The following is a 22,924-nucleotide window of genomic DNA, read 5'->3' as shown; positions in this document are numbered from 1 at the left end:
ACCGCCTAGTGCAGGCCCAGCGGGAAGACCTCGAACGCGGCGCCGTAGCGGACGCCGAGCCTGGTGCCCACCGGACGGCTGAGGCTCTCCAGGAACTCCTCCGGGTCGAAGCCGCCGTCGCCGAGGCCCCGCAGGTACGCGTCGTGCGCCCGCAGCGAGGCCAGCCCGGCGTCGAAGGTGGCGGTGACGTCCACCCCGTGCCGCGACAGCGGCGAGGCGGCCGCCCACACCTCGCGTACCCCGTTCCACCGCGCCACCCCGCCGGTCAGCTGCTCCGGGAAGATCCACCGGTTGCCGGCGTCGCGGGCCGCGTCGAGCACCGCCCGCCCGGTCGCGATGTGGTCGGCCTGGTTGAGCGCGTACGCCCCGTCCCAGGTGTCCCGGAAGTTGTTGGTGATCACCACCTCGGGGCGGTGCCGCCGGATCACCTCGGCGATCGCCCGGCGCAGCGGCACGCCGTACTCCAGCAGGCCGTCGGGCCGGCCGAGGAACTCCACCGTGGTCACCCCGACCACGGCGGCCGAGGCGCGCTGTTCCTCCTCGCGGACCACCCGGGCCCGCTCGGGCGTCATCCCGTCGATGCCGGCCTCGCCGCTGGTGACCAGGCAGTAGACGACCTCCTTGCCCTGCCCGGTCCACCGGGCGACGGCGGCGGCCGCACCGAACTCCAGGTCGTCGGGGTGGGCCACCACGGCCAGGGCGCGCTGCCAGTCCTCGGCCAGCGGCGTCAGCGGTGCGGGCTGCGGCTGCCCCATGGTGACCTCCTGCCGGACGGGGTGTCCTCCCATCCTGGCACCGCCGCCGCTGCCGCGCCGTCCGGCGGCGCGCCGCCGAGCCCCGGCGGGGGCGGGCGAACTGTCCCTCTCGCCGGGTCCCGGCGTCTACGGTGTGGTTAGAGAAGATCGCGCGTGGGGTACCACCCGCTGCACGACGGACCCCGACCGATGGCGGGGCGGCACACCCGAGGGAGCACCATGGCACTCAACGACGACGACATGCAGACCACCAGCGGCGGCGGCCTCGAGGGCCCGGCCGACGGTGGCGCGACTCCCGGTCACCAGGACGGCGGCGCCGACGGCGGCGCGGACCGTGGTGCCGAGCGCGGCGCCGACCAGGGCGCGGACCAGGGTGCCGAGGGTCCGGCCGACGGTGGCGCGACCCCCGGCCAGCAGGACGGCGGCGCCGACGGTGGTGCCGAGGGTCCGGCCGACGGTGGCGCGACCCCCGGTCACCAGGACGGTGGCGCCGACGGCAGCGCCGGCTGACCGGCGTCGTGACGATCATCGACCCGCCGGGCGGCCCTGACGCAACGCGCCAGGGCCGCCCGGCGGATCCGTCCGCCGCGGACGCCCTGGCGCGCTGCGTCAGCGTCGAGCCGGCGAAGTTCGCCGCCGCCCACTGGGGCCGGGCGCCGCTGCTCTCCCGCGCCGACGAACTGCCCAACCCCGACGGCTTCACCGACCTGCTCAGCCCCGCCGACGCCGACGAGCTGCTCAGCCGGCGGGGTCTGCGTACCCCGTTCCTGCGGGTGGCCAAGGACGGCCAGCTCGTGCCGGCGGCCCGCTACACCGGCGGCGGCGGCGCCGGCGCCGAGATCACCGACCAGGTCCTCGACGAGAAGGTGCTGGAGCTGTACGCGTCCGGCGCCACGCTGGTGTTGCAGGGCCTGCACCGCACCTGGCCGGCCCTGGTCGACTTCGCCCGCGACCTCGGCACCGCGCTGGCGCAGCCGTTGCAGGTCAACGCCTACCTGACCCCGGCCGGCAGCCAGGGCTTCGCCACCCACTACGACACCCACGACGTCTTCGTGCTCCAGGTCGACGGCCGCAAGCACTGGCGCATCCACCCGCCGGTCCTGCCCGACCCGCTGGAGAAGCAGCCCTGGGGCGGACGGGCCGACGAGGTCGCCGCCACCGCCGACGGCCCCGCCGCGCTGGACGTGGTGCTCGCCCCGGGCGACGCGCTCTACCTGCCGCGCGGCTGGCTGCACAGCGCGCAGGCGCAGGAGTCCGCCTCGCTGCACCTGACCGTCGGCATCCGCGCGCTGACCCGGTACGCCCTGGTCGAGGAGCTGCTCGCGCTGGCCGCCGAGGACCCCCGGCTGCGCGCCGGGCTGCCCTTCGGCACCGACGTCGCCGACCCCGACGCCATCGAACCGGAGCTGACCGAGACCGTCGAGGCGCTGCGGGACTGGCTGCTGCGCGCCGACCCGGCGGCGGTCGCCGCCCGGCTGCGCGGGCGCGCCTGGCCCGCCGCCCGGCCGGCCCCGATCCGGCCCCTCGCGCAGGCCGCCGCGCTCGCCGCGCTGGACGCCGACAGCCGGATCGCCCCGCGGCCCGGACTGCGCTGGCAGCTCAGCACCACCACCGGGCACCGGGTGGCGCTGCGGCTGCCCGACCGGACCATCACCCTGCCCGGCACCTGCGAACCGGCGCTGCGCACCCTGCTCACCGGCACCGTCACCCGGGTGGGCGACCTGCCCGGCCTGGACGACGACGCCGACCGGCTGGTACTCGCCCGCCGGCTGCTGCGCGAGGCCGTCGCCGTCCCCGCCTGATCCGACCCGGCCCGCCGCCGCCCGTCCGGGCGCGGCGGGCACGCCGCGCGTGCTCCGGCCGGGGCCGCGCGTGCTCCGGCAGGGCCGGGCGAGCGGGGCCGGACCGCCGCGCTCAGCGGGTCAGCACCAGCAGCGCCACCGTGGTCGCCACCCCGGCGACCAGCACGATCGCCATCGGCCGGGGGCCCAGCAGGGCGTGCCGCCGGTCCGCCAGCCGCTTCGCCGGCGCCAGCCCGGCCAGCGGGCCGAGCAGCGTCACCACCAGGGCCAGCACCGGCATGCCCACCGCCAGGTCGCCGCCGTAGCGGTGGCCCAGCGCGCGGGCGCCCGCCCCGAGCAGGTACGCCACCAGCGCGCCCGCCACCCCGCAGAGCGCCAGCAGCGGATTCACCGAGGCGGGCAGCTCACCCGGCTGCCCGGCCCGGTCCAGCAGCTCCCGCACCCCGCGCAGGGCGGCCACCGGGTCACCGGTCGCGTCCCGGGCCGGCCCCGGCGCCGGCCCGAGCCGCCGCCCGCCCAGCCCCAGCCGGCCGCGCAGCTCCGCCCAGAGGTGCCCGACCTCGGCGTCGACCCGTTCCACCATGGACCGGGCCTGCGCCACCTCCGCCTCGGCCCGGCGCAGCCCGGCGGTCGCCTCGGCCACCGCCCGCTCGGCGGCGGCGCACTGCTGCTCGTGCCAGGCCTGCGCCTCGGCGCGCTGGGCCCGGACCCGGCCGGTCAGGTCGGCGAGCCGGCGGACGTGGGCGGCGTACGTGTCACTGGCGACCGGTTCGTTCATCGGGAGGGACCATAAGGGATGATCACCTGTCCGGTGCGGTGCACCGCCCGGTCGAAGAAGAGCCCACGCCACGGGCGGGGGTACCAGTCCGGGCCGCCGGTGCCGGGATAGAGCGAGGAGCCCAGCTCCGCGCCCTGCACGTCGAGGGCCACCCAGGCGCCGATCTGGTCGGTACGGGCGGCCGGCCCGCCGAGGTCCACCCGCATCCGGGCGATCCCGCGCCACCAGGCCAGCACGTGGGTACGCCGCTCCGGCCCGTCGTGCAGGATCCGGCGCAGCTGCTCCAGCCCGCTGCGCCCGCCCGCGGGTGCCGCCAGCCGTCCGGCCGCCGCGTCGACGGCGAACAGCAGCAGGTAGTGCGGGGTGCTCGGGGTGCCCGGCCGGCCCAACGCCTCGGCCGTCTCGGCCATCAGTTCCGGCACCGTCTCCTCGTCGTACCAGGCCGCGTCGTCGGCCAGGTCCTCGTAGAGGGCGCGGGCGGCCGGGTCGGCGTCCGGGTCCAGGCAGGCGATGGAGAACCGGGCGGTGCCCGGCCGGTGCTGGCGGGCCAGCGACCGGGCTGCCGCGTCGAGCACCGCGCAGGCCTCGTCCACCCGGGTGCCGAGCACCGCCAGGTTGCGCCCGGGGGCGCGGGGCAGCCGCAGCGCCGCCGAGCGGGCCTGCACGTCGATGATCTCGCCGAGCAGGGCGACCGGACCCCGGGGCGGCGGGGTGTCGCCCTGCGGGGCCAGCGCGCGGTAGTCTGGCGCGTCGACCAGCCGGGGGACGGCGTCGCCGTCGAAGAGCCGGGCCGGGGCGGCGTCCGGCGGCCGCATCCGCCACAGCCGGTGCTGCAGCTCGCTCCAGGTCTCCCAGTCGCTCGCCGACGGGATCCGGGCCACCTGGTTGCCCTCGGTCATCCCGGACTCCGCGTTGACCACCGCGTGGTGGCGCGGCAGCGCCTGCGCCGCGTCGTTGCGCTCGGCCAGGATGCGCAGCGCCTTGGGCAGCGCGATGCGCAGGGTGAACTGCGCGACCAGCGCCGGGCGTCCCCACAGCGCCTCGATGCCCCGCACGTCCTGCGAGGCGAGCACCAGGTGGATGCCCTGCGACCGGCCCCGCCGGGCCAGGTCCTCCAGCAGGTCGGCGGCCTCCCGCGCGACCACGTCCCGGCCGGCCAGCAGCGCCTGGAACTCGTCGACCACCGCCACGATCCGCGGCCAGTGCCCGGTCGGGTCCACCGCCCGCAGCTCGGCCAGCTTGGTGACCTCGTGCTTCTTGGCGGCGTCGGCCCGCCGGCGCAGCTCCTCGGCGAGGAACCGCAGCAGCGCCAGGCCGAACTCGCGGTCGGTGTTGACGTTGATCCCGACCAGCCGCATGTGCGGCAGCCAGCTCGGGTCGCGGCGGCCCTGCGCGAACCGGGCGAAGGACACCCCCTCCTTGAAGTCGAGCAGGTAGAACTCCAGCTCGGCGGGGGAGTAGCGGGCGGCGAGCGCGCCGATCCAGGCGAAGATCAGGTTGGTCTTGCCGGTGCCGGAGGGGCCGCCGATCAGCGCGTGCGGCGGATAGTCGCCCAGCGTGAGCAGCACCGGCCGGCCGTGCGGGCCCTCGCCGATCGGAGCGGTCAGCCCGTGCGCCGAGTCCTCCTTCCACATCTGCTCCGGTGGGGGCAGCAGATCGGTGAAGGGCGTCGGCGGCGGGCCGGCGTTGACCCGGGAGGCGATCTCCCGGCAGGTCTCGGTGACCAGCGTGCCGGGCGGCGGCGGGTCGAGGCGTACCGGCAGGGTGGCGGGGACGCCGACGTGGGCGTCGCCCGGCTCGGCGACGATCCGGGTGACCGTCGGGTCCTCCGGCAGCGGGATGCCGCGCACCACCAGGTGCACGCCGCAGGCCGCGCCGGTGCGTACCACCCGGTCCAGCTGACCGCGTTCGTGCCGGGACAGCTCGTCCCCGCCGAGCAGCACCGCCACCCGCCACGGCTCCGGCCGGCGGCCGGTCGCCGCGGCCAGTTCGCGCAGCGAGCCGTACTCGCCGGCCAGCACCGTCTCGTTGATCCGGCGGATCTGCTCCACCAGGTCGTCCAGCAGCCGGCCCAGCCCGCCCGGGCCGACGAAGGTGAGCAGCCCGGCGGTGCCCAGCGGGGCGAAGCCGGCCAGCCCGCCGCCCAGGTGCTCCGGGTCGTAGCCGTACAGCCGCACGCTGCCCGGGTCGGCCCGGCCGACGCCGCGCAGCAGCAGCGCGGTCACCACCGCGTCCGCGCCCTCGCGGTCGCCGCCGGACAGTTGCACGTGCCCGGCGTCCAGCAGCGGCACCAGCGCCGGGACCGGCTCGGCACCGGCGATGCGCAGCGTGCCGACGCGGACCGGACCGATCGGCTCGCCGCGTCCGGCCGGCGTCGCCCGCCACGCCGTCCACGGCGCGGACGCGGCGCCAGGCGCCTCGCGCAGCGCGGCGGCGGCGGCCCGGCGGGCCAGCTCGGCGATCCGTGCCGCGTGCCGGTCGTCGATCTCGGCCAACCGGCGGTCGCGTTCCGCGCCGACGCGCTGCGGCACCGCCGCGGCGGCCCGCCGCACCCGCACCAGCCGCTCCCGCGCGACGGTGAACTCCGTCTCGGCGTCGGCCAACCGGGTACGCGTCGCGCCGAGGGCCTCGGAGAGCATCCCCCGTACCCGCGTCACCAGGTGGTTGCGCAGGTCAGCCACGATGCCCACCGCCGGGCCGGCGCTCGGCGGCCGGCGCCCGGCCGGGGTTCGGCTCGTCGCGGGGCAGGTCCCGGCCGAGGCGGGCCAGCAGCACCCCGGTCACCACGCCGGCGGTGACCGCCGGATCGGCGGCGTGCGGCTGCTCGCCCGAGCGGGGCGGGGGCATCCGGCAGACCCGGGTGAGCAGGGTGTCCAGTACCGGCGGCGGCAGCCCGGGCAGCAGATCGCGGACCCGGCCGTCCAGCTCGCGGCGAAGCCGGCCCAGGTCGTCGGCGCGGGGCGGGTGCCCGAGCAGTTCCCCGGCCAGGTCGCGCAGCAGCGGCGGGGCCACCGCGGCCAGTCCGAGGCCGACGTCGGCGTGCGCGGTGCGCAGCTCCCGGTGCAGCCGGTCCCGGTCGCCGGAGCGGACCCCGGTGACCACCCGGCGCAGCAGCTCGCGGGAGTCGGCGATCCGCTCGTCCGGCTCGTCCGGCGGGCCCTCCCGGCCCCCGGTCAGCTCCGCCACCCGCACCGACCACCACCGCTTGACGGTCGGGTCGGCCTGCGGCTGCGGTGCCGGGCCGGCCGGCGGTACGGCGTCCGCGCGGGGCGCGTCGTGCCTCGGCTCGCGGCGGCCCGGCGCCGCCGGGGGCGCGCCGTCGGGGGCCAGCCCGATCGCGGCCAGGTACGCCGACAGCTGCTCCTGCGCCACCCGCAGCGCGTGCCCGGCGGCCTCGGCGTGCTCGGTGGCGGCGGAGAGCTCCGGCACCCCCATCGGGTTGGCCGACTCCTGCCGGACCCAGCGCAGCCGCTCGGTGGCCTGGCCGAACTTCTCCAACGCCTGGGCCAGCGGCGCCAGCGGCAGCTCCTCGGCGGCGGCGCGCACCTGCGCCCCGACATCCTCGATGATGGACACGGCCGCCGGCTCAGAGCGTCGAGACGTAGAGCTGCGCCTGCTCCACCGCGACGAGGGTCGCGGCGAGACACTCCTCCAGCTCCTGGCCGGCCTGGGTCAGCGAGGCCTGCGCGTTCTCCACCGTCTCGTGGCCGCTGCCCTCCAGCGCCCCCGCCAGGGTCTGCTGCGCCTCGGAGAGCTTCTCGCCGGCCGCCTGCACGGCTGTCTGCCCGTCACCGATCTGTTGGAGGGCGACCTCGATGGCTGCCTTCAGCTCGGCGACGCTCGCCACGGTGACCTCCTGGGGGCGGGGAGACGTCCATTACAACGTATACCCGCCGGGGAGAGAACATCCGCCCTGGCGGTGTTGCCGCCTGGGTGTCCGGTCACCCCCGTGACGTGCGCAGAAGGCGTCAAGCGGCGGTTCGTCCGGTCCCGTCCGGGGGTGCCCGGGTCCCATCGACGGGACCGGCGGCGCGGCCCGGTCCGGCTGGTCAGGCGGTCGGGTGGGTGTGCTCGCGCAGCCAGCGCGGGCCGTGCAGCTCGGCGCCGAGGGCCGCCACCCGGTCGCGCAGCTCCCGGTCGGCGGTGATCACCAGCCGGCGCCGCTGCGGCGCGTCGCGCACCAGCGCCACGATGGCGTCGTCGCCGGAACCGGGTGCCGGCACCGTGTGCACCCCGGTCACCCCGGGCACCTCCCGGGCCGCGCCCTCCACCACCAGCACCACCTCCACCGGCGGCGGCAGCTCGGGCGGCAGCCCCCGGTCGGCCAGCGGCGCGAGGGCGTCGCGCAGCCGGGCGGCGGCGCCGGCCCGGTCCCGCCACCACCCGTCGGGTCGGGAACCGACCACGTTGGCACCGTCGACGATCAGCAGCGGGCGGGAGTCCATGCCCCCAGCCTGCCACCCGGTGGCGTTTGTCGCGCCGGTCGCCGGGTAGCCACCGGCGACCGTGCCGCGCCCTGGCGGTGTCGCTCCCGGCGACCGTGCCGCGCCCCGATTGCGGAGGACAGAGATGATGGGACCCGGTGACTTCGGCTCCGACCCCTGGGACGAGTTCCTGGCCCGGTACTTCGGGCGGGGTGAGGGTGGACGCCGACCGGCCCACCGGGTCGACATCACCCGGCTGATGACCGCCGATGCCCGGGAGATGCTGGCCGACGCGGCCCGGCGGGCCGCCCAGAAGCACAGCAACGACCTCGACACCGACCACCTGCTCTGGGCCGCGCTGCAACGCGAGCCGCTGCGGGACCTGGTGCGCCGCGCCGGTGCCGACCCGGATGCGCTGGTCAACGCGCTCGGCGGGCGCGGCGACGGCGCGCCGAAGGGGGAGGTGCCGCCGAACCTGTCGCTCACCCCCGCCGCCAAGCGGGCGCTGCTCGACGCCCACCAGCTGTCCCGGGCGATGGGGGCGAACTACATCGGCCCCGAGCACATCCTGATGGCGTTGCCGCTCAACCCGGAGTCGCCGGCCGGCCGGATGCTCGCCGCCGGCCGGATCCAGCCGGAGTCGTTGCAGGCGGCCAGCGCCGAGCGCGGCACGGGTGGCGGCCCCCGGCCCGACCGGGGCACCCCCACCCTGGACCAGTACGGGCAGGACCTCACCGAGCTGGCCCGGATGGACCAGATCGACCCGGTGATCGGGCGGGCCGACGAGATCGAGCAGGCAGTGGAGATCCTCTCCCGGCGTACCAAGAACAACCCGGTGCTGATCGGTGAGGCGGGTGTCGGCAAGACGGCCATCGTGGAGGGACTGGCCGAGCGGATCTGCGACGGCGACGTGCCGCAGACCCTGCTCGGCAAGCGGGTGGTGCAGCTCGACCTCTCCGGTCTGGTCGCCGGCACCCGCTACCGGGGCGACTTCGAGGAGCGGCTGAAGAAGGTCATCGAGGAGATCCGGGCCCACCGCGACGAGCTGATCATCTTCATGGACGAGATCCACACCCTGGTCGGCGCGGGCGGCGCCGGCAGCGAGGGCGGCATGGACGCGTCCAACATGCTCAAGCCGGCGCTGGCCCGCGGCGAGCTGCGGGTGATCGGCGCGACCACGCTCGACGAGTACCGCAAGAGCATCGAGAAGGACGCCGCGCTGGCCCGCCGCTTCCAGCCGGTCCTGGTGCCCGAGCCGAGCGTCGAGGACACCGTCACCATCCTGCGCGGCCTGCGCGACCGGTACGAGGCGCACCACCAGGTTCGCTTCACCGACGAGGCGCTGGTCGCCGCCGCGGAACTCTCCGACCGGTACGTCACCGACCGTTTCCTGCCGGACAAGGCGATCGACCTGATCGACCAGGCCGGCGCGCGGGTGCGGCTGCGCACCCGTACTCCGGACGCCGACGTGCGGGAGCTGGAGCAGCAGCTCGACGAGGTGCGCCGGGACAAGGAGCAGGCGGTCGCCGACGAGCAGTACGAGAAGGCCTCGGCGCTGCGCGACCGGCTCGCCGAGGTCGAGGAGCAGATCCGCCGCGCCCAGGGCGACGAGGGGGCCACCCGCGTCCCCTCGGTCGGCCCGCAGGAGATCGCCGAGGTGGTCTCCCGGGCCACCGGCATCCCGGTCAGCCAGCTCACCGAGGAGGAGCGCGACCGGCTGCTGCGGCTGGAGGGCCACCTGCACGAGCGGGTCGTCGGCCAGGAGGACGCGGTCACCGCGGTGGCCGAGGCGGTGCGCCGCTCGCGGACCGGGCTGGCCGACCCGAACCGGCCGATGGGCAGCTTCCTCTTCCTCGGCCCGACCGGGGTCGGCAAGACGGAACTGGCCCGGGCGCTGGCCGAGGCGCTCTTCGGCGAGGCCGACCGGATGGTGCGGGTCGACATGAGCGAGTTCCAGGAGCGGCACACCGTCGCCCGGCTGGTCGGGGCGCCTCCCGGCTACGTCGGGTACGAGGAGGCCGGCCAGCTCACCGAGGCGGTGCGCCGCCGCCCGTACGCGGTGGTGCTGCTCGACGAGATCGAGAAGGCCCACCCGGACGTGTTCAACATCCTGCTCCAGGTGCTCGACGACGGCCGGCTCACCGACAGCCAGGGCCGGACGGTGAACTTCAAGAACACCGTCCTGATCATGACGAGCAACCTGGGCTCGGAGCTGATCACCGGCACCACGCGGGCGGTGGGCTTCGAGGCCGGCGAGCCCGGCGGCACCCAGGAGAGCGACGAGCTGCGCGAGCGGCTGATGCGCCGCCTCCAGGAGAACTTCCGCCCGGAGTTCCTCAACCGGATCGACGAGACCATCATCTTCCGCCGGCTGGAGGCCCAGCAGCTGCGGCAGATCACCGAGCTGCTGCTGGAGGAGACCCGCCGCCGGCTGCACGCCCAGGACGTCCAGGTGGAGTTCACCACCGCGGGCGTGGACTGGCTCGCCGAGCACGGCTACCAGCCGGAGTTCGGGGCCCGGCCGCTGCGCCGGGTGATCCAGCGGGAGGTCGACAACCGGCTGTCCCGGATGCTGCTGGAGCACCAGATCGGGCCGGGGCAGAAGGTCACCGTCGACGCGCGCGACGGTCAGCTCGCGGTCGACGTGAGCGCAGGGGAGCGCGGTTACACCGCCGCCTCGACGTCCCATCCGCGATGACCCGGAGGGCGGACATGACCGAACCCGAGGAGAGCGACGAGGAGACCCACCGCACCGAACCGATCCACGCGCCGCCGACGGCGAACCCCGCGCGGGTGCGGGTGCCGCCGGAGGGCCTGAAGCAGCAGACCGACGACGGGGACCCGGCGCCGTCCGGGCCACCGGAAGAGGAGGCGTGATGGTACGCGAGCAGCGAATCGACCCTGAGGTCGAGGTGATCTGGGAGGACTTTCACGCCGAGGTGAACGTCCCCTCCGAACAGCTGCGGCAGTGGCTGTTGACCCGGGGCTCGGGGGAGGAGTCGTTCGGCCCGAACCCGGATCTCGACCTGCCCCAGCCGGGCCGGCACATCCTGCGGGTGCTCAGCAAGCGCAAGGTGGACCTGACCCCGGAGGACGTCGAGGTGATGCGGGACGCCATCGACCGCATCCGCTCACTGATGGACGAAAAGCCGCGCCGGGGCAACGCCGACGACGAGTGGCGGCACTCCCTGCTCGACCTGGGCCACGACGTTCTCGTCGAACGCTGAGCCTCGCCGCACGAGACCGCGAGGGTGCCGTCACGGTCGGACCGTGACGGCACCCTCGTGATCGCCCGGTCATCGGCCCTGGTCGGACTCCAGGCTGCCGATGGTGAGGCCGACGGCGTCCGCGGCGGCCTCCCGGTTGGCGCGGGCCCGCTCCTCGCGGGTGACCAGGTTGGCGTACTCGGCGATGTCCGCCGGGTCGGGGACCTGCGGCAGGCGCCGCAGGAAGCTCTCCACGTCCAGGGCGGCGGCGGTGTGCGAGGCGGCCGCCTCCCGGAGGATCTCCCGGTCGTCGGCGGCGGGGTCGAGGTCGGTCATGTCCGCCAGATACCCGGCCGGCGACGGTTCGCACCGCCACCGGCCGGGTATTACCGGCCGCCGGTGCTCAGCCGACCGGGGTCAGCCGCCACCGCTGGTTCGCGGCGCCGCCGCAGGTCCACTGGATCAGTAGCGCCCCGTCGGCGGTGGAGTTGCCGTTGACGTCGAGGCAGAGCCCGCTGTGCCGGGCCTTGAGCTCGTACACCCCGGTGGTGGTGGTGGCGACCGCCTGCCACTGCTGGCTGGTGGCCGTGCCGCAGGTCTGCTGGACGACCTGGGCCGCCCCGGCGGTCGAACCGCCGGCCACCGCCAGGCACTTGCCGCTGTGCACGGCCCGCAGCGTGACCGCACCGCCGCCGGCGTCCACCGCCTGCCACTTCTGGTTGTTCCCGCCGGTCGCCGGCCACTGCAGCACCCGGGCGCCGTCCGCCGTGGAGACGCCCTCCACGTCGGCGAGCTTGCCGCTGTGCTGCGCGGTCAGCGTGTACGTCTTCCCGGCGATCCCGGTTCCAGGGGTGCCCACCCCGGCTCCGCCGAAGGTCATCGAGTCCAGGTCGAAGGAGTTGTTCTGGCTGGAGCGGAAGACCAGGTAGAGCTTGTGGGTGCCGGCCAGCGCCGCCACGTTCACCGCCGGCTGCTGCTGGTAGCTGTCCCAGCCGCCGGTGTTCGGCACCGCCTGGGTGGCGAGCAGTTGCCCGGTCGGCGAGTCCGCCCGCAGTTCGACGCTGCCGCCTCCGTACGGCGAGGAGACCCGGAGGCTGAGCGTGCTGATCCCCTGGAGGCTCATCGGGTCGAACATGATCCAGTCGCCGTTGCTGATGTCGCCGATGCGCTTGCCGCTCTCCGCGCCGGCCTGGTCGATCACCCGGATCCCGGACTGGCCGGTGAAGAACTCGGCCTGCTTGTGCTTCGGTTGCAGGATCGCCTTGCCGTAGCCGGTGAGCGCGGCCACGCCACCCGCGCCCTTGTCCTGGTAGCGGGCGTTGAGCACGTAGAACAGGTTGGCCCCGTCGGGGTGGCCGCCGAGCAGTTCGGTGTTGATCGTCCCGGCGCAGCCGGCGTAGTCGGTGGTGCCGTGCTCGTGGTCGTCGTGGCCGAGCGCCGGGTTGAGCAGGACCTTGGTGCAGTCGATGGTGCCGTCCTCGGGGTCGGTCACGGTCACCGTGTAGGCGACCTGCTGGCCGAAGTCGAGCATGCCACCGTTGGGCGGGCCGGTGATGGTCACCGTCGGGGCGGTGTTGCCGACGGTGATCGGGACGTTGGCGAAGGAACTGCGCCCGGTGTTGTCCCGGACCGTCAGCTTGGCGGTGAAGTTCCCGTTGGTGGTGTAGGTGTGCGACGGGTTCGCCGCCGTCGAGTCGGTGGTGCCGTTGCCGTCGAAGTCCCAGACGTAGCTGATGGTGTTGCCCGGGTCGGGGTCGGCGGAGCCGGCGCTGGAGAACTGCACGGTCAGCGGGGCCTTGCCGTTGGTGGGGGTTCCGCTCGCCTTGGCCACGGGTGCCCGTCCGCCGCGGACGTAGTCGATGCGGTAGAGGCCGGAGTCGTTGTTGCCGCCGCCGAAGTTGGAGCCCCATTCCAGCAGGTAGAGCGAGCCGTCGGGGCCGAACCGCAGGTCCATCGGTTTGACGAAGTTGCCGCCGGGCAGGAACGGGTTGATCTTCACCAGTCCGCCGGCGTCGTCGAAGTGGATCTCCTTGAGGTAGTTGCGGGACCACTCGTAGAAGAAGTGCACCCGGTCGTAGTAGGCGGGGAACTTGGTCGGCGACGGGTTGGCCGCGTCGTACCGGTAGATCGGGCCGCCCATCGGCGCCGACCCGCCGGAACCCAGCTCCGGGAACTGCGCCGAGGCGCCGTAGCCGTACCAGATCTGGGGTTGCACCAGCGGCGGCAGCGTGGTCAGGCCGGTGTTGTTGGGGGAGTTGTTCACCGGGTTGGCGCAGTCGAACTTCGCCCCGACCACCCCGGTGTCCGGGTTGTACGGCGCGTACGGCTGGTTGTCGCCGTGGCAGAACGGCCAGCCGAAGTTGCCGGCCTGCTTGATGACGTTGAGCTCCACCAGGCCCTCCGGGCCCCGGTTGGTGGTCGGCCCGCTGCGGTCGGGGCCGTAGTCGGCGAGGTTGACCCAGCCGTTGACCGGGTCGACGGAGAACCGGAACGGGTTGCGGAAGCCCATCGCGTAGATCTCCGGCCGGGTCTTCGCGGTGCCCGGGGCGAAGAGGTTGCCGCTCGGCACGGTGTACGTCCCGTTCGACTCCGGGTGGATGCGCAGCAGCTTGCCGCGCAGGTCGTTGGTGTTGCCGGCGGAGCGGGCCGCGTCCAGGAAGCTCTTGCCCGGCCGCCAGTCCAGCGGGGCGTACCCCTGCCAGGCCGGGTCGTAGTTGGGCGGGCTGTCGTCGCCGGTGGACAGGTAGAGGTTGCCGCCCGGGCCGAAGGCCAGGTAGCCGCCGGTGTGGCCGGGCTCCGGGTGGGTCCGCGAGCGGTACGCCGGCACCTCCAGCAGCACCTTCTCGCTGGCCAGGTCGAGGGTGTCCCCGGTGACGGTGAACCGGGACAGCCGGTTGACGTCGGTCGCGCTGGCCTGCGGCGAGTGGTAGAGGTAGATCCACTTGTTGGTGCCGAATGCCGGGTCCAGCGCCATGCCGACCAGCCCGTCCTCGCCGCCGGTGTAGACCGGCAGGGTGGCCGCGGTGACGGTGGTGCCGCCGGCCGGCTTGAAGATCTTCACCTGGCCGCCGCGCTGGACGTAGAAGACCCGGCCGTCGGCGGCCACGTCGACCGCCATCGGGTCAACGGTGTTCTGGTCCAGCGACACCTTCTCGAAGTTGCCCCAGACGGTGCCGCCGCAGTCCCCGCCGGCCACCCCGGCCGCCCACTGCACCCCGCCCAGGACGTGCTGGCGGAAGAACGGCTCGGCGTAGGAGCCCTTGGCGTGACCCATCGCGGTGGTCCACACCCGGGCCGCACCCACCTCGCGGCACCAGGAGATCGGGTGGTCCGGGCCCATCGCCCGGCTGCCCGGGTTGTACGTACGCTCGTCCGCGGTGACCAGCACGTGCACGTCACCGCGGGGGTTGGCGTCGAAGTTGTACCACTCCTCGCTGCGCTGCCAGCGTTGCGGCAGCCCGGCGGTGGAGGGGTGCGCCCGGTCGGCGACGTGGGCGGTGCCCGGCAGTACGCCGGGGGAGTGCTCGGGCATGTGGGCGCCGGCGTTGACCAGGTCGTCCCACCAGGGGAAGGAACTCTCGACGCCCATGTCGGTGGCGTTGTGGATGGCGGCGATGCCGCCCCCGCCGGTCACGTAGTCCTGCAGGGCCTGCCGCTGGGCGTCGTTGTCCCACACCATGCCGGAGGTCTGGAACATCACCACCACGTCGAAGGTCGCCAGGTTGGCCGGGGTGAAGACGGTGGAGTTCTCCGAGTGCACCACGGTGAACCCGTGCTGCGCGGCGAGCTCGTTGAACATGGCGACGCCGTCGGGGATGGAGTCGTGCCGGTAGCCGGCCGTCTCGCTGAACAGCAGCGCCCGGAACGGCGCCGCGGCGGCCGTGGCCGGACCGGCCGGCGCGACGAACAGGGACAGCAGCAGTGCGTACAGGGCGCCCAGGATGAGGTGTCGGCGGCGCATGCCGTCTCCTTTCGGGGGATAACGGTGCCGGGTGCCGCCCGGGCGCTCGCCGGGCGGAGGGCTGCGACGCGCCGCCGAATGGGGTGACCCCCGCGCTCGCCGGTGTCGTCGGCCGCACCGGCCGTCGTCACCTCCTGCTCTGCCCGCAACCGTGCGCCTGAAATCGACGTTCGTCAACGCGAGTTTCAGCAATAGTGAATTCACCGGAAATGTGGCGCTAAATGCTGACCGAACGCGGTGCATCGCCCGTCGGGCGGGTCGCCCCGACGGTTCTTCGGCCCGCCGCTGCGGTCAGCCGGTCGTCGGCACCGCCGGCCCGCCGAGCAGTGCCCGCAGGAAGGCCAGACCGGCCGTGGCCAGCTGGTCCTGGGTCGGCGCCAGCGGACGCCAGATCGCCGCCGCCCGGGCGATGGTGCGGTTCTCCGCGGTGAACGACTCGATGCAGAGCGGCCCCGGATAACCCACGTCGTGCAGCGCCGCCACGATGCCGGTCCAGTCGAGGTGGTCGTTGCCGGGCGCGCCCCGGTCGTTGGCGCAGACCTGGACGTGGGCCAGCCGGTCGCCGGTGGTGCGGATCGCGGTGGGGATGTCCCGCTCCTCGATGTTCATGTGGAAGGTGTCCAGCGCGATGCCGGCCCCGGGGATGCCGTCGACCACCTCCAGGGCCTGGTCGGCGGTGTTGATCAGGCTGGTCTCGAAGCGGTTCAGCGGCTCCACCGCGAGCGTGACGCCCTGCGCGGCGGCGTCCTCGGCCAACGGTCGCAGCCGGTCGCGCAACCGGCCGACCGTCGCCACCCGCTCCTCGGCGTCGAGCAGCCAGGTCCGGCCGACCGGCGCGTAGATCGGGCCGGCGACCACGCGGGCACCGACCCGGGCCGCCGCCCGGACGCAGTACCGCAGGTAGTCGCCGGTCCGGGCGACCACGTCCGGGTCGTCGCCGACCAGGTCGCGGCCCGGCGGCATCACCGCGCAGACCGTGGCGGTCAGCCCCAGGTCGTCGAGGAGGGCGGCGGTGGTGTCCGGATCCCAGTCGCCCGGGTTCTCGATGGGCAGCTCGATCGTGTCGAAGCCCCAGCCGCGGATCCGCGGGGCCAGCTCGGCCAGCCGGGCGTCGGTCAGCGGGGAGACCCAGATCCAGGTGTTGGCGCCGAGGCGATGCACACCGCGCTCCTCACAGCTCGTCGGTGGGTCGGGTCGCCGGCGCGGAACCGGCCGGGCCGGTCCCGCGCCGGGCGGGCTACTGGTTGCCGCCCCAGTTCTGCGGGAAGCCGGGCATCTTCTCGCAGCCGCAGAGCGCGTAGTGCAGCGGCGGCAGTTGCGGCAGCACGTACTGCCCGAGGTTGTCCTGGGTGATGGTCGGCTGGGGGAGCACCCACTCCTTCGGCACCTGCTTGCCGGCCAGGATGTCCAGCGCCGCCTGGATCGGGGTACGCCACTGGTAGGTCGGGTAGGTCGGGGCGATGGCGGTCAGCTTCTTCTCCTGCCACAGCCGCAGGAAGTCCTGCTGGTCCTCGCCGGTGATCACCGGCGCCGGCTGGCCGGCGTCCTCGAACGCCTCGACCGCCGCGACCGAGGTGGCCCCGGCGTCCATCCAGACGCCGTCGATGCTGCCGTAGCGCTCCAGGTAGTCGTTGACGATGGTCTTCACCTTGGCCGCGTCGCCGTCGGTGAACTCGACCCCCACCACGTTCACGTCCGCCTTGTCGAAGACCACCTTCGCGGCCGACCAACGGGTCTCCAGCACGTCCACGCCGGGCAGGATGCGCAGGGCGAGGATCCGGCCGTTCTTCTTGACCTTGTCGGTCAGGAACTCGGCGGCGGTGGCCCCGAAGGCGTACCCGCCGATCGGGTGGATGAAAGTCACCGGGCAGTCGGTGTTGACGCCCCGGTCGAAGACGATCACCGGCAGGCCGGTCTGGCAGGCCTTCTCGACCGCGGGGGTGAGCGCGGCGGTGGTGTTCGGCGAGACGATCAGCGCGCTGCATTTGCGGCTCGCCAGCAGTCCGTCGATGTCGCTGATCTGCTTGTCGTCCTTGCCCTCGGCGTCCACCGCGGTCAGCGCGGCGATCTCGGGGTGCAGCTTCGCCTCGGCCTGCATGGTGGTCCAGCCGACCACCCGCCACGGGTTGTTGACCCCGGCGTTGGAGAAGCAGATGGTGTGCCGGCCGGACTTCTTGAACTTCGCGGTGTCGGTGAGCTGCGGGTTGATGGCCTGCAACCAGGGCTGGTCGGCGGGCCCGGTCGGGGTGCCGGCCCGCTGCGCAATCTGCTCGTCGTAGTCGGCCTGCACGAAGAACGACGACTGCTGCCCGGTGCCGGCACCGGCCGGGCCTTCCTCGTCCTCCGGCGCGGTCGAGGTGCAACCGGCGGTGACGACGAGGACGACCACGCCGACCACGGCGAGCCGGGTCCGTAGGGGAGGTCTCATGGGGCTTCTCCTCACGACGGTTCTCGGGCGCGGCGTCAGCCGGACCGGCGCAGCCGGTGTGCGGCGTACGCGGCCGCGCCGATGATGATCAGGCCCTGCACCGCGTCGCGCAGCGACTTGGCCAGGCCCAGGAGGTTGAGCAGGGTGAACACCGATTGCAGGGTGAGCGCGCCGGCGAGGGCGGCGCCGACGCTGCCGCGACCCCCGCCCGGCACCGCGCCGCCGAGCACGACGGCGGCGATCGCCTGGAACTCGTAACCCACGCCGGCCTCGGCGGTGACCCCGGGAAGCCGCCGAGCAGGATCCCCGCCACCACGGCGGCGAGACCGGAGATGACGAAGGCGACCGTCCGCACCCGACGGACGTCCACCCCCGAGAGGGCGGCGGCGCGCGGGTTGCCGCCGGCGGCGTAGACCTGGTGGCCGAAGCGGCTGTGCGACAGCAGCAGCCACGACCCGACGCCCACGGCGACCAGGATCAGCACCGCGTACGGCAGTTGACCGAGCCCGGGCAGATCGATGCCGAAGCGGCCGAACTGGCGGAAGTTGTCGGCCAGCGACCCGCGCGGGGCTCCGCCCGACCAGAGGAAGACCGCACCGTTGAGCACCAGCAGCATGCCCAGCGTGGCGATGAAGGACGGCACCCGTAGCCGGGTGGTGACCAGCCCGTTGACCAGGCCGACCCCGGCGCCCGCGGCGAGCAGCAGCGGGATCAGCCACCAGGTGGCGGCCGGATCGCCGTCGGAGAGCCGCGCGGCCACCACCACCACGGCGGTGACCAGCGCGCCGACCGAGAGGTCGAACTCGCCGGCGATGATGACGAAGACCTGTCCGGCGGCGAGCACCGCCAGCGGCGCGCAGCGGCGCAGGAAGGCCAGGAACGGGCCCGGCTCGACGAACGTCGGGTTGCGCCAGGCGATCAGCACGATCACCACGGCGAGTACCAGCCAGATCGGCGGGACCGCGCGCAGCAGGCGCCCGACCCGCGCGCCGGGGCGCTCCGCGGCGGGCCCGGTCGGCGGGGCCACGGTGGCGGTCATCAGAAGCTCCCCTCGCTGCGCCGGCCGCGCGCCGCGTAGAGCGCCACCGCGCCGACGATGATCACGCCCCGGATCAGGGTCTTGAGGAAGGCGTTCACCTCGAACTCGTTGAAGACCTGGTCGATGACGGCGAGGATCAGCACCCCGGCGAGGGTGCCGGCCACGCTGCCCCGCCCGCCGGCCAGCGCGGTGCCGCCGACCACCGCGGCGGCGATCGACTCCAGGTCGTACCCGCCGTCCGGGCCGACCCAGGGCGCGCCGGAGCGCAGCCGGCTGACCAGGAACAGTCCGGTCAGCACGGCGGTCAGGCTGCACAGCACGTGCGCGGTGACGACCACCCGGTCGGTACGGACCCCCGACAGCCGGGCCGCCTCGGCGCTGCCGCCCACGGCGTAGAGGTGGTAGCCGAAGCGGGTACGGCGCAGCAGGTACCAGGCGAGTGCGACCACCGCCAGCAGCAGGAGCACCGCCACCGGCACCGGCCCGAGCGCCTGGTAGCCCAGCCCCTGGAACTGCCGGGGCACCGCGCCGGTGAAGTTGGTGAAGAGCGCGTTGAGGATGCCGCTCATCACCAGCGAGGTGCCCAGGGTGGCGATGAACGCGTTGACCCGCAGGCCGGTGACGATCAGCCCGTTGACCAGCCCCACCACGACGCCCAGCACCAGGGTGACCGCGACGCCGAGCGCCATCCGGTCCGGGTCGCCCTGCATGACGAAGGACGCGCCGACCGCGGTGACGCTGACCATGTACGCCACGGACAGGTCCAGCGAGCCGCCGATCAGCACGATCGTCTGGCCGACCGCGACCAGCCCCAGCGCCACCGACCGGACCGCCATGTTCTGCAGGTTCTCCACCGTCATGAACTGGCCGCCGTTGAGCTCCACCAGCAGCCAGGCGACCGCGAACACTCCGCCGAAGACCAGCCAGACCGGCGCGCTGGAGGCCGGGGCGGCGTCGAGGGGCAGGCCGGGCCGGGCCGCCGGTCGGGCCACCGTCGAGGTGGTCATGCGGCACCGCCCTGACCGGGCGCGCCCACTGCGGCGGCGCGGCGGTCCGGTTCGCCGGTGGCCAGCAGCATGATCTCGGCCTCGCTCGCGCCGGCCGGCAGTTCGCCGGCGACGGTGCCCTCGCGCAGCACCACGATCCGGTCGGCCATCCCGATCACCTCGGGCAGTTCCGACGAGATCATCAGGATCGCGGTGCCGGCGTCGGCCAGTTCGCGCATCAGCTCGTGAATGCTGGCCTTCGCGCCCACGTCGACGCCCCGGGTCGGCTCGTCGAAGATCAGTACCCGGGCGCCGGTGGCGAGCCAGCGGGCGAGCACCACCTTCTGCTGGTTGCCGCCGGAGAGGTAGCGGACCTCCCGGGCGGTGGAGCCGCGCAGCCCCACCCGGTCGAGCAGGTCGCCCAGCCCCGCCCGGCGCACCGCCCGGCGGCCCAGCGCGCGGACGGCGAGCAGGCTGTTGTCGCGTACCGACAGCTGCAGCACCAGCCCCTCGGTCTTGCGGTCCTCGGTGAGCAGGCCGATGCCGCTGCGGATGGCGTGCCGGACCGAGCGCAGCCGGCGTGCCCGTCCGTCCAGCTCGACGCTGCCGCTGGTCATCCGGGTCGCGCCGAAAAGCAGGCGGGCAAGTTCGGTCCGGCCCGACCCGGCCAGCCCGGCCAGCCCCACGATCTCGCCGGCGCGCAGGTCGAGGTCGATGTCGTGCAGCGGCCCGGCGCCGGCCCCGCGCAGGGCGAGCCGGACCGGCCCGATCCGCCCGGGCCCGGCGCGGGGCGGGTAGTAGTGGTCCAGCTCCCGCCCGACCATCAGGTGCACCAGCGTCCGGGTGTCCACCTCGGCGGTGCGGACGGTGGCCACCCGCCGGCCGTCCTTGAGTACGGTGATCCGGTCGGTGAGGTCGAAGATCTCCTTGAGCCGGTGCGAGATGTAGAGCACGGTCAACCCGTCGGCGCGCAGCCGGCGGATCCGGTCGAACAGCGTGTCCACCTCGTGCGGGGAGAGCGCCGCGGTCGGCTCGTCGAGCACCAGCAGCCGCGGCGCGTAGGAGAGCGCCTTGGCGATCTCCACCAGCTGCTGCTGCGCCACGGGCAGCCGGCCGACCAGGGCCCGCGGCGAGATGAGGTCCTCGGCGCGCAGCGTGGCCAGCAGCCGGGTGGCGGCCCGGTCCATCGCCGCGCGGTCCACGGCGAGCCGGCGGCGGGGCTCGCGGCCGAGGAAGATGTTCTCCGCCACCGTCCGGTCGGGCAGCAGGTTGAGTTCCTGGTGCACGATGCTCACCCCGGCGGCGAGGGCCTGGCGGGGGTGGTGGAACCGGACCGGCGTGCCCTCCAGTTCGATCCGCCCGGCGTCCGGCTGGTGCACCCCGACGAGGATCTTCATCAGGGTCGACTTCCCGGCGCCGTTCTCGCCCATCACGGCGTGGATCTCGCCGGGGAGGCATTCCAGCCGTACGTCGTCCAGGACCGGTACGCCGAAGAAGCTCTTGCTGATGCCGTGCATGCCGAGCAGGGCCGGCCCTCGCGCTCCACTGTCATCCGTCATCCGCGTCACCTCGGGGGGATCGACGACCGTGACATTGAACATAGGGAGGTGGGACTGCCGTGTAAAGCAAAAGTTAGGCGTGAAAGCTCAATACTTTTGCAGTTCTGACCGAAAGTACGGCTTGATCGAGAGAAAGAAATCTGATCGGTGCCGTTCGATCGGCGCGCGAGGCTCCGGCGCGGTGGGTCCGCGCCGCACCGGTCCGACGGGTCGTGGGACGGGTCAGACTCCGCTGCGTTGCCGCACCCCGAACGCCGGGTTGCGCAACAGCCAGGCCAGATAGGCCGGGTGCGCCGCCAGCGAGTCGGTGTACGCCGCCAGCGCCGTCTCCAGCACCGGCTCGGCGACCCGGGCGGCGGGTGAGTCGGGGTGCCAGCCGAGCAGCAGCCGCCAGCGCAGCGGCGTCCCGGCCAGCCGCCGGGTGACCAGGCCGGCGACCGGGCGGAAGGTGGCCTGGCACAGCGCCACCCCCTCACCGGCGTCGACCAGGTCCATGCAGCCGCGTACGTCGGTCTCGTAGACCTTGCGGGGGGTGAAGCCCGCGCGGGCGCAGGCGGCGGCGAAGCAGTCGCCGAAGCAGCCGTCGCCGGGGGCGCCCACCCACTGCTCGCGGCGCAGGTCGGCCAGCGCGACCTCGTCGCGGTGCGCCATCGGATGGGTGGCCGGCAGCAGCACCATCACCGGGTCGAGCGACACCTCCCGCCAGCGCAGGCCGTGCTCGGTCGACGGGGTGGCGTCGCCGCACACCCCGGTCAGCGCGAAGTCGAGCCGGCCGCCGGCGACCAGCGTGGCCAGCTCGTCGGTCGACCAGGACGCGTACGTGGTGATCTGCGCCTGGGGCTGCTCGGCGGCCAGCCGATGCACCAGCCGGCCGAGGATCGGGGAGTTCACCCCGCCGAAGCGGTACCGCCCCAGGCTGTCCTCCGCTCCGGCCAACCGGGCCGCCTCGTCCTGCAGGCCCTTCATCGCCGGCAGCAGCACTCGGGCCCGGGCCAGCACCAGCTCGCCGAGCGCGGTGGGCCGGGCACCGCGCCGGTCCCGTTCGAACAGTGGTCCGCCGAGCGTGCGCTCGATGCGCTGGAGCTGCGCCGTCAGGGCCGGCTGGGCCAGGCCCAGGGTCGACGCCGCCTTGGTCACGCTCCCCGTCTCGGCGATCGCGCAGACCACCCGCAGGTGTCGCAGCTCCAGATTCATAACGTGACGGTAGGACCACCGCACGGGCTGGCGGAAGGGCCTGAACGGATCGGCGTCGGACGATGGATCAGTCGGCCTGGTCGCGCTTCAGATCGGCGAGGTACGTCCGCCGCCCGGTGACCGCGTCGCGCACCTTGTCCACCACGCCCAGCGCCGGCTCGACCACCCGGTTCCACGGCGGCGTGGCCGGCGTGCCCGGGTGCGGCCGGGTGGGGGCCGCCTCCTCGGCGATCTCCCAGCGGTTGCCCAGCCGGATCAGCTCCGCGTCGGTGGCCACCTCGCGCAGCGGGACGATCAGCGCCGACACCGCGGCGACGTGCCGGCGGACCCGCTCGGCGACATCCGCCAGCGCCGGGTCGTCCGGCGACTGGATCGCCTTGAGCGCGGCGAGCAGCCCCGCGTCGGCCGCCAGTTCCCGGTCGACCCGCTCAGCGGCCTCGGGCAGCGCCGCCCGCGCCGCGGGCAGCAGGTACTGCTCCTCGGCGGAGAGGTGCCGGGAGATCGCCGCGGTCAGCACCTCGGCCACCTCCCGCCGCCGCTCGGGGGTCAGCTCCGGATCGGTGACCTCGTCGGCCAGGTCGAGCAGCTGCCGGTGCTCGGTGTCGGCGATGTCGGCCATGCTGCGTCCGCCGGGCCGGTAGGCGTCGTCGGCGGTGGGCGGCAGGGGAGGCAGCGGGACGGTCATGAGGCCCTCCTCGACGGGCGGCCGGAACGTGGGGACGGGCGGTGCGCCGGACGCCGACGCGGTACCCGTACCGCAAGATCATGAAACGGCGGCGCGCGCGAGCGCCG

At 74.4% G+C, this 22,924-nt stretch carries 20 protein-coding genes; 5 read left to right on the top strand and 15 right to left on the bottom strand.

All coding sequences use genetic code 11. From position 1 onward, the window contains the following. Positions 1-5: 5 nt before the first annotated feature. Entirely contained in the window at positions 6-788 is a 783-nt protein-coding gene (locus tag ACSNN7_RS03465) for a PIG-L deacetylase family protein (RefSeq protein WP_436679055.1), read from the bottom strand. Between the two features lie 186 nt (positions 789-974). Here ACSNN7_RS03465 and ACSNN7_RS03460 point away from each other — a divergent pair, with 186 nt between their 5' ends. Beyond that, the gene (locus tag ACSNN7_RS03460; protein ID WP_436679053.1) at positions 975-1,265 is read left to right on the top strand and encodes a hypothetical protein; all 291 of its coding nucleotides are present in this window, start codon (positions 975-977) and stop codon (positions 1,263-1,265) included. 8 nt (positions 1,266-1,273) lie between these two features. Beyond that, positions 1,274-2,557, top strand: a complete 1,284-nt coding sequence (locus ACSNN7_RS03455; RefSeq protein ID WP_436679051.1) for a cupin domain-containing protein — start codon at positions 1,274-1,276, stop codon at positions 2,555-2,557. Positions 2,558-2,669: 112 nt separating this feature from the next. Here ACSNN7_RS03455 and ACSNN7_RS03450 read toward each other — a convergent pair whose 3' ends face one another. The 5 genes from ACSNN7_RS03450 to ACSNN7_RS03430 form a co-directional block, all read right to left on the bottom strand. Continuing rightward, a complete protein-coding gene (locus ACSNN7_RS03450) occupies positions 2,670-3,335 on the bottom strand; it encodes a hypothetical protein (protein WP_436679049.1) in 666 nt (221 codons plus the stop codon). After that, positions 3,332-5,974: an FtsK/SpoIIIE domain-containing protein gene (locus tag ACSNN7_RS03445; protein WP_436679107.1), complete on the bottom strand. Its 2,643-nt coding sequence runs from the start codon at positions 5,972-5,974 to the stop codon at positions 3,332-3,334. Before ACSNN7_RS03445 ends, ACSNN7_RS03450 begins: the two co-directional genes overlap by 4 nt. A 34-nt stretch (positions 5,975-6,008) precedes the next feature. Further along, a complete protein-coding gene (locus ACSNN7_RS03440; RefSeq protein WP_436679047.1) occupies positions 6,009-6,911 on the bottom strand; it encodes a hypothetical protein in 903 nt (300 codons plus the stop codon). Positions 6,912-6,921: 10 nt separating this feature from the next. Then, a complete protein-coding gene (locus ACSNN7_RS03435) occupies positions 6,922-7,182 on the bottom strand; it encodes a hypothetical protein (RefSeq protein ID WP_334454418.1) in 261 nt (86 codons plus the stop codon). 202 nt (positions 7,183-7,384) lie between these two features. Beyond that, the gene (locus tag ACSNN7_RS03430) at positions 7,385-7,780 is read right to left on the bottom strand and encodes a hypothetical protein (protein ID WP_436679045.1); all 396 of its coding nucleotides are present in this window, start codon (positions 7,778-7,780) and stop codon (positions 7,385-7,387) included. A gap of 124 nt (positions 7,781-7,904) precedes the next feature. Here ACSNN7_RS03430 and ACSNN7_RS03425 point away from each other — a divergent pair, with 124 nt between their 5' ends. From ACSNN7_RS03425 to ACSNN7_RS03415, 3 genes are read left to right on the top strand one after another with little or no spacing between them, the layout of a single operon-like run. Beyond that, positions 7,905-10,457, top strand: coding sequence for an ATP-dependent Clp protease ATP-binding subunit (locus ACSNN7_RS03425; protein WP_436679043.1), 2,553 nt, complete (start codon positions 7,905-7,907; stop codon positions 10,455-10,457). 14 nt (positions 10,458-10,471) lie between these two features. Beyond that, complete coding sequence (locus ACSNN7_RS03420) at positions 10,472-10,636, top strand: hypothetical protein (RefSeq protein ID WP_334454423.1); 165 nt, start codon at positions 10,472-10,474, stop codon at positions 10,634-10,636. Next, complete coding sequence (locus ACSNN7_RS03415) at positions 10,636-10,986, top strand: DUF3140 domain-containing protein (RefSeq protein ID WP_436679106.1); 351 nt, start codon at positions 10,636-10,638, stop codon at positions 10,984-10,986. Before ACSNN7_RS03420 ends, ACSNN7_RS03415 begins: the two co-directional genes overlap by 1 nt. Positions 10,987-11,055: 69 nt before the next feature. On the opposite strand, the gene ACSNN7_RS03410 is transcribed toward ACSNN7_RS03415, so the two are convergent. The 9 genes from ACSNN7_RS03410 to ACSNN7_RS03370 all read right to left on the bottom strand — a co-directional run bounded on the left by ACSNN7_RS03410 (position 11,056) and on the right by ACSNN7_RS03370 (position 22,817). Beyond that, complete coding sequence (locus ACSNN7_RS03410; protein ID WP_436679041.1) at positions 11,056-11,301, bottom strand: hypothetical protein; 246 nt, start codon at positions 11,299-11,301, stop codon at positions 11,056-11,058. A 67-nt stretch (positions 11,302-11,368) separates the two neighbouring features. Then, positions 11,369-14,926: a ThuA domain-containing protein gene (locus ACSNN7_RS03405; protein WP_436679039.1), complete on the bottom strand. Its 3,558-nt coding sequence runs from the start codon at positions 14,924-14,926 to the stop codon at positions 11,369-11,371. A 291-nt stretch (positions 14,927-15,217) separates the two neighbouring features. Then, entirely contained in the window at positions 15,218-16,087 is an 870-nt protein-coding gene (locus ACSNN7_RS03400; RefSeq protein WP_436679037.1) for a sugar phosphate isomerase/epimerase family protein, read from the bottom strand. Positions 16,088-16,163: 76 nt separating this feature from the next. Further along, positions 16,164-17,354, bottom strand: a complete 1,191-nt coding sequence (locus ACSNN7_RS03395) for an ABC transporter substrate-binding protein (protein WP_436679035.1) — start codon at positions 17,352-17,354, stop codon at positions 16,164-16,166. Positions 17,355-17,442: 88 nt separating this feature from the next. Then, positions 17,443-18,393, bottom strand: a complete 951-nt coding sequence (locus tag ACSNN7_RS03390) for an ABC transporter permease (protein ID WP_436679033.1) — start codon at positions 18,391-18,393, stop codon at positions 17,443-17,445. After that, positions 18,393-19,400 (bottom strand): ABC transporter permease, encoded by a 1,008-nt coding sequence (locus tag ACSNN7_RS03385; protein WP_436679032.1) that lies wholly within the window; start codon positions 19,398-19,400, stop codon positions 18,393-18,395. The genes ACSNN7_RS03390 and ACSNN7_RS03385 overlap by 1 nt, the downstream gene beginning before the upstream one ends. Next, the gene (locus ACSNN7_RS03380) at positions 19,397-20,938 is read right to left on the bottom strand and encodes a sugar ABC transporter ATP-binding protein (protein ID WP_436679030.1); all 1,542 of its coding nucleotides are present in this window, start codon (positions 20,936-20,938) and stop codon (positions 19,397-19,399) included. Before ACSNN7_RS03380 ends, ACSNN7_RS03385 begins: the two co-directional genes overlap by 4 nt. A gap of 222 nt (positions 20,939-21,160) precedes the next feature. Beyond that, entirely contained in the window at positions 21,161-22,132 is a 972-nt protein-coding gene (locus tag ACSNN7_RS03375) for a LysR family transcriptional regulator (protein WP_436679029.1), read from the bottom strand. 67 nt (positions 22,133-22,199) lie between these two features. Continuing rightward, a complete protein-coding gene (locus ACSNN7_RS03370) occupies positions 22,200-22,817 on the bottom strand; it encodes a hemerythrin domain-containing protein (RefSeq protein ID WP_436679028.1) in 618 nt (205 codons plus the stop codon). Positions 22,818-22,924: the final 107 nt, after the last annotated feature.

This window comes from Micromonospora sp. URMC 105 (assembly GCF_051386295.1).
GTDB lineage: Bacteria > Actinomycetota > Actinomycetes > Mycobacteriales > Micromonosporaceae > Micromonospora.
The sequence above is the reverse complement of the archived record's forward strand: the minus strand, read 5'-3'. Positions and strand labels throughout refer to the sequence as shown.

What these genes read in the sequence shown, in the direction of transcription:
- ACSNN7_RS03465 (WP_436679055.1), bottom strand. Translation starts at nt 788, where the DNA reads ATGGGAGGACACCCCGTCCGGCAGGAGGTCACCATGGGGCAGCCGCAG.
- ACSNN7_RS03460 (WP_436679053.1), top strand. Translation starts at nt 975, where the DNA reads ATGGCACTCAACGACGACGACATGCAGACCACCAGCGGCGGCGGCCTC.
- ACSNN7_RS03450 (WP_436679049.1), bottom strand. Translation starts at nt 3,335, where the DNA reads ATGAACGAACCGGTCGCCAGTGACACGTACGCCGCCCACGTCCGCCGG.
- ACSNN7_RS03445 (WP_436679107.1), bottom strand. Translation starts at nt 5,974, where the DNA reads ATGCTCTCCGAGGCCCTCGGCGCGACGCGTACCCGGTTGGCCGACGCC.
- ACSNN7_RS03430 (WP_436679045.1), bottom strand. Translation starts at nt 7,780, where the DNA reads ATGGACTCCCGCCCGCTGCTGATCGTCGACGGTGCCAACGTGGTCGGT.
- ACSNN7_RS03425 (WP_436679043.1), top strand. Translation starts at nt 7,905, where the DNA reads ATGATGGGACCCGGTGACTTCGGCTCCGACCCCTGGGACGAGTTCCTG.
- ACSNN7_RS03420 (WP_334454423.1), top strand. Translation starts at nt 10,472, where the DNA reads ATGACCGAACCCGAGGAGAGCGACGAGGAGACCCACCGCACCGAACCG.
- ACSNN7_RS03415 (WP_436679106.1), top strand. Translation starts at nt 10,636, where the DNA reads ATGGTACGCGAGCAGCGAATCGACCCTGAGGTCGAGGTGATCTGGGAG.
- ACSNN7_RS03410 (WP_436679041.1), bottom strand. Translation starts at nt 11,301, where the DNA reads ATGACCGACCTCGACCCCGCCGCCGACGACCGGGAGATCCTCCGGGAG.
- ACSNN7_RS03405 (WP_436679039.1), bottom strand. Translation starts at nt 14,926, where the DNA reads ATGCGCCGCCGACACCTCATCCTGGGCGCCCTGTACGCACTGCTGCTG.
- ACSNN7_RS03395 (WP_436679035.1), bottom strand. Translation starts at nt 17,354, where the DNA reads ATGAGACCTCCCCTACGGACCCGGCTCGCCGTGGTCGGCGTGGTCGTC.
- ACSNN7_RS03390 (WP_436679033.1), bottom strand. Translation starts at nt 18,393, where the DNA reads ATGACCGCCACCGTGGCCCCGCCGACCGGGCCCGCCGCGGAGCGCCCC.
- ACSNN7_RS03385 (WP_436679032.1), bottom strand. Translation starts at nt 19,400, where the DNA reads ATGACCACCTCGACGGTGGCCCGACCGGCGGCCCGGCCCGGCCTGCCC.
- ACSNN7_RS03380 (WP_436679030.1), bottom strand. Translation starts at nt 20,938, where the DNA reads ATGACGGATGACAGTGGAGCGCGAGGGCCGGCCCTGCTCGGCATGCAC.
- ACSNN7_RS03375 (WP_436679029.1), bottom strand. Translation starts at nt 22,132, where the DNA reads ATGAATCTGGAGCTGCGACACCTGCGGGTGGTCTGCGCGATCGCCGAG.
- ACSNN7_RS03370 (WP_436679028.1), bottom strand. Translation starts at nt 22,817, where the DNA reads ATGACCGTCCCGCTGCCTCCCCTGCCGCCCACCGCCGACGACGCCTAC.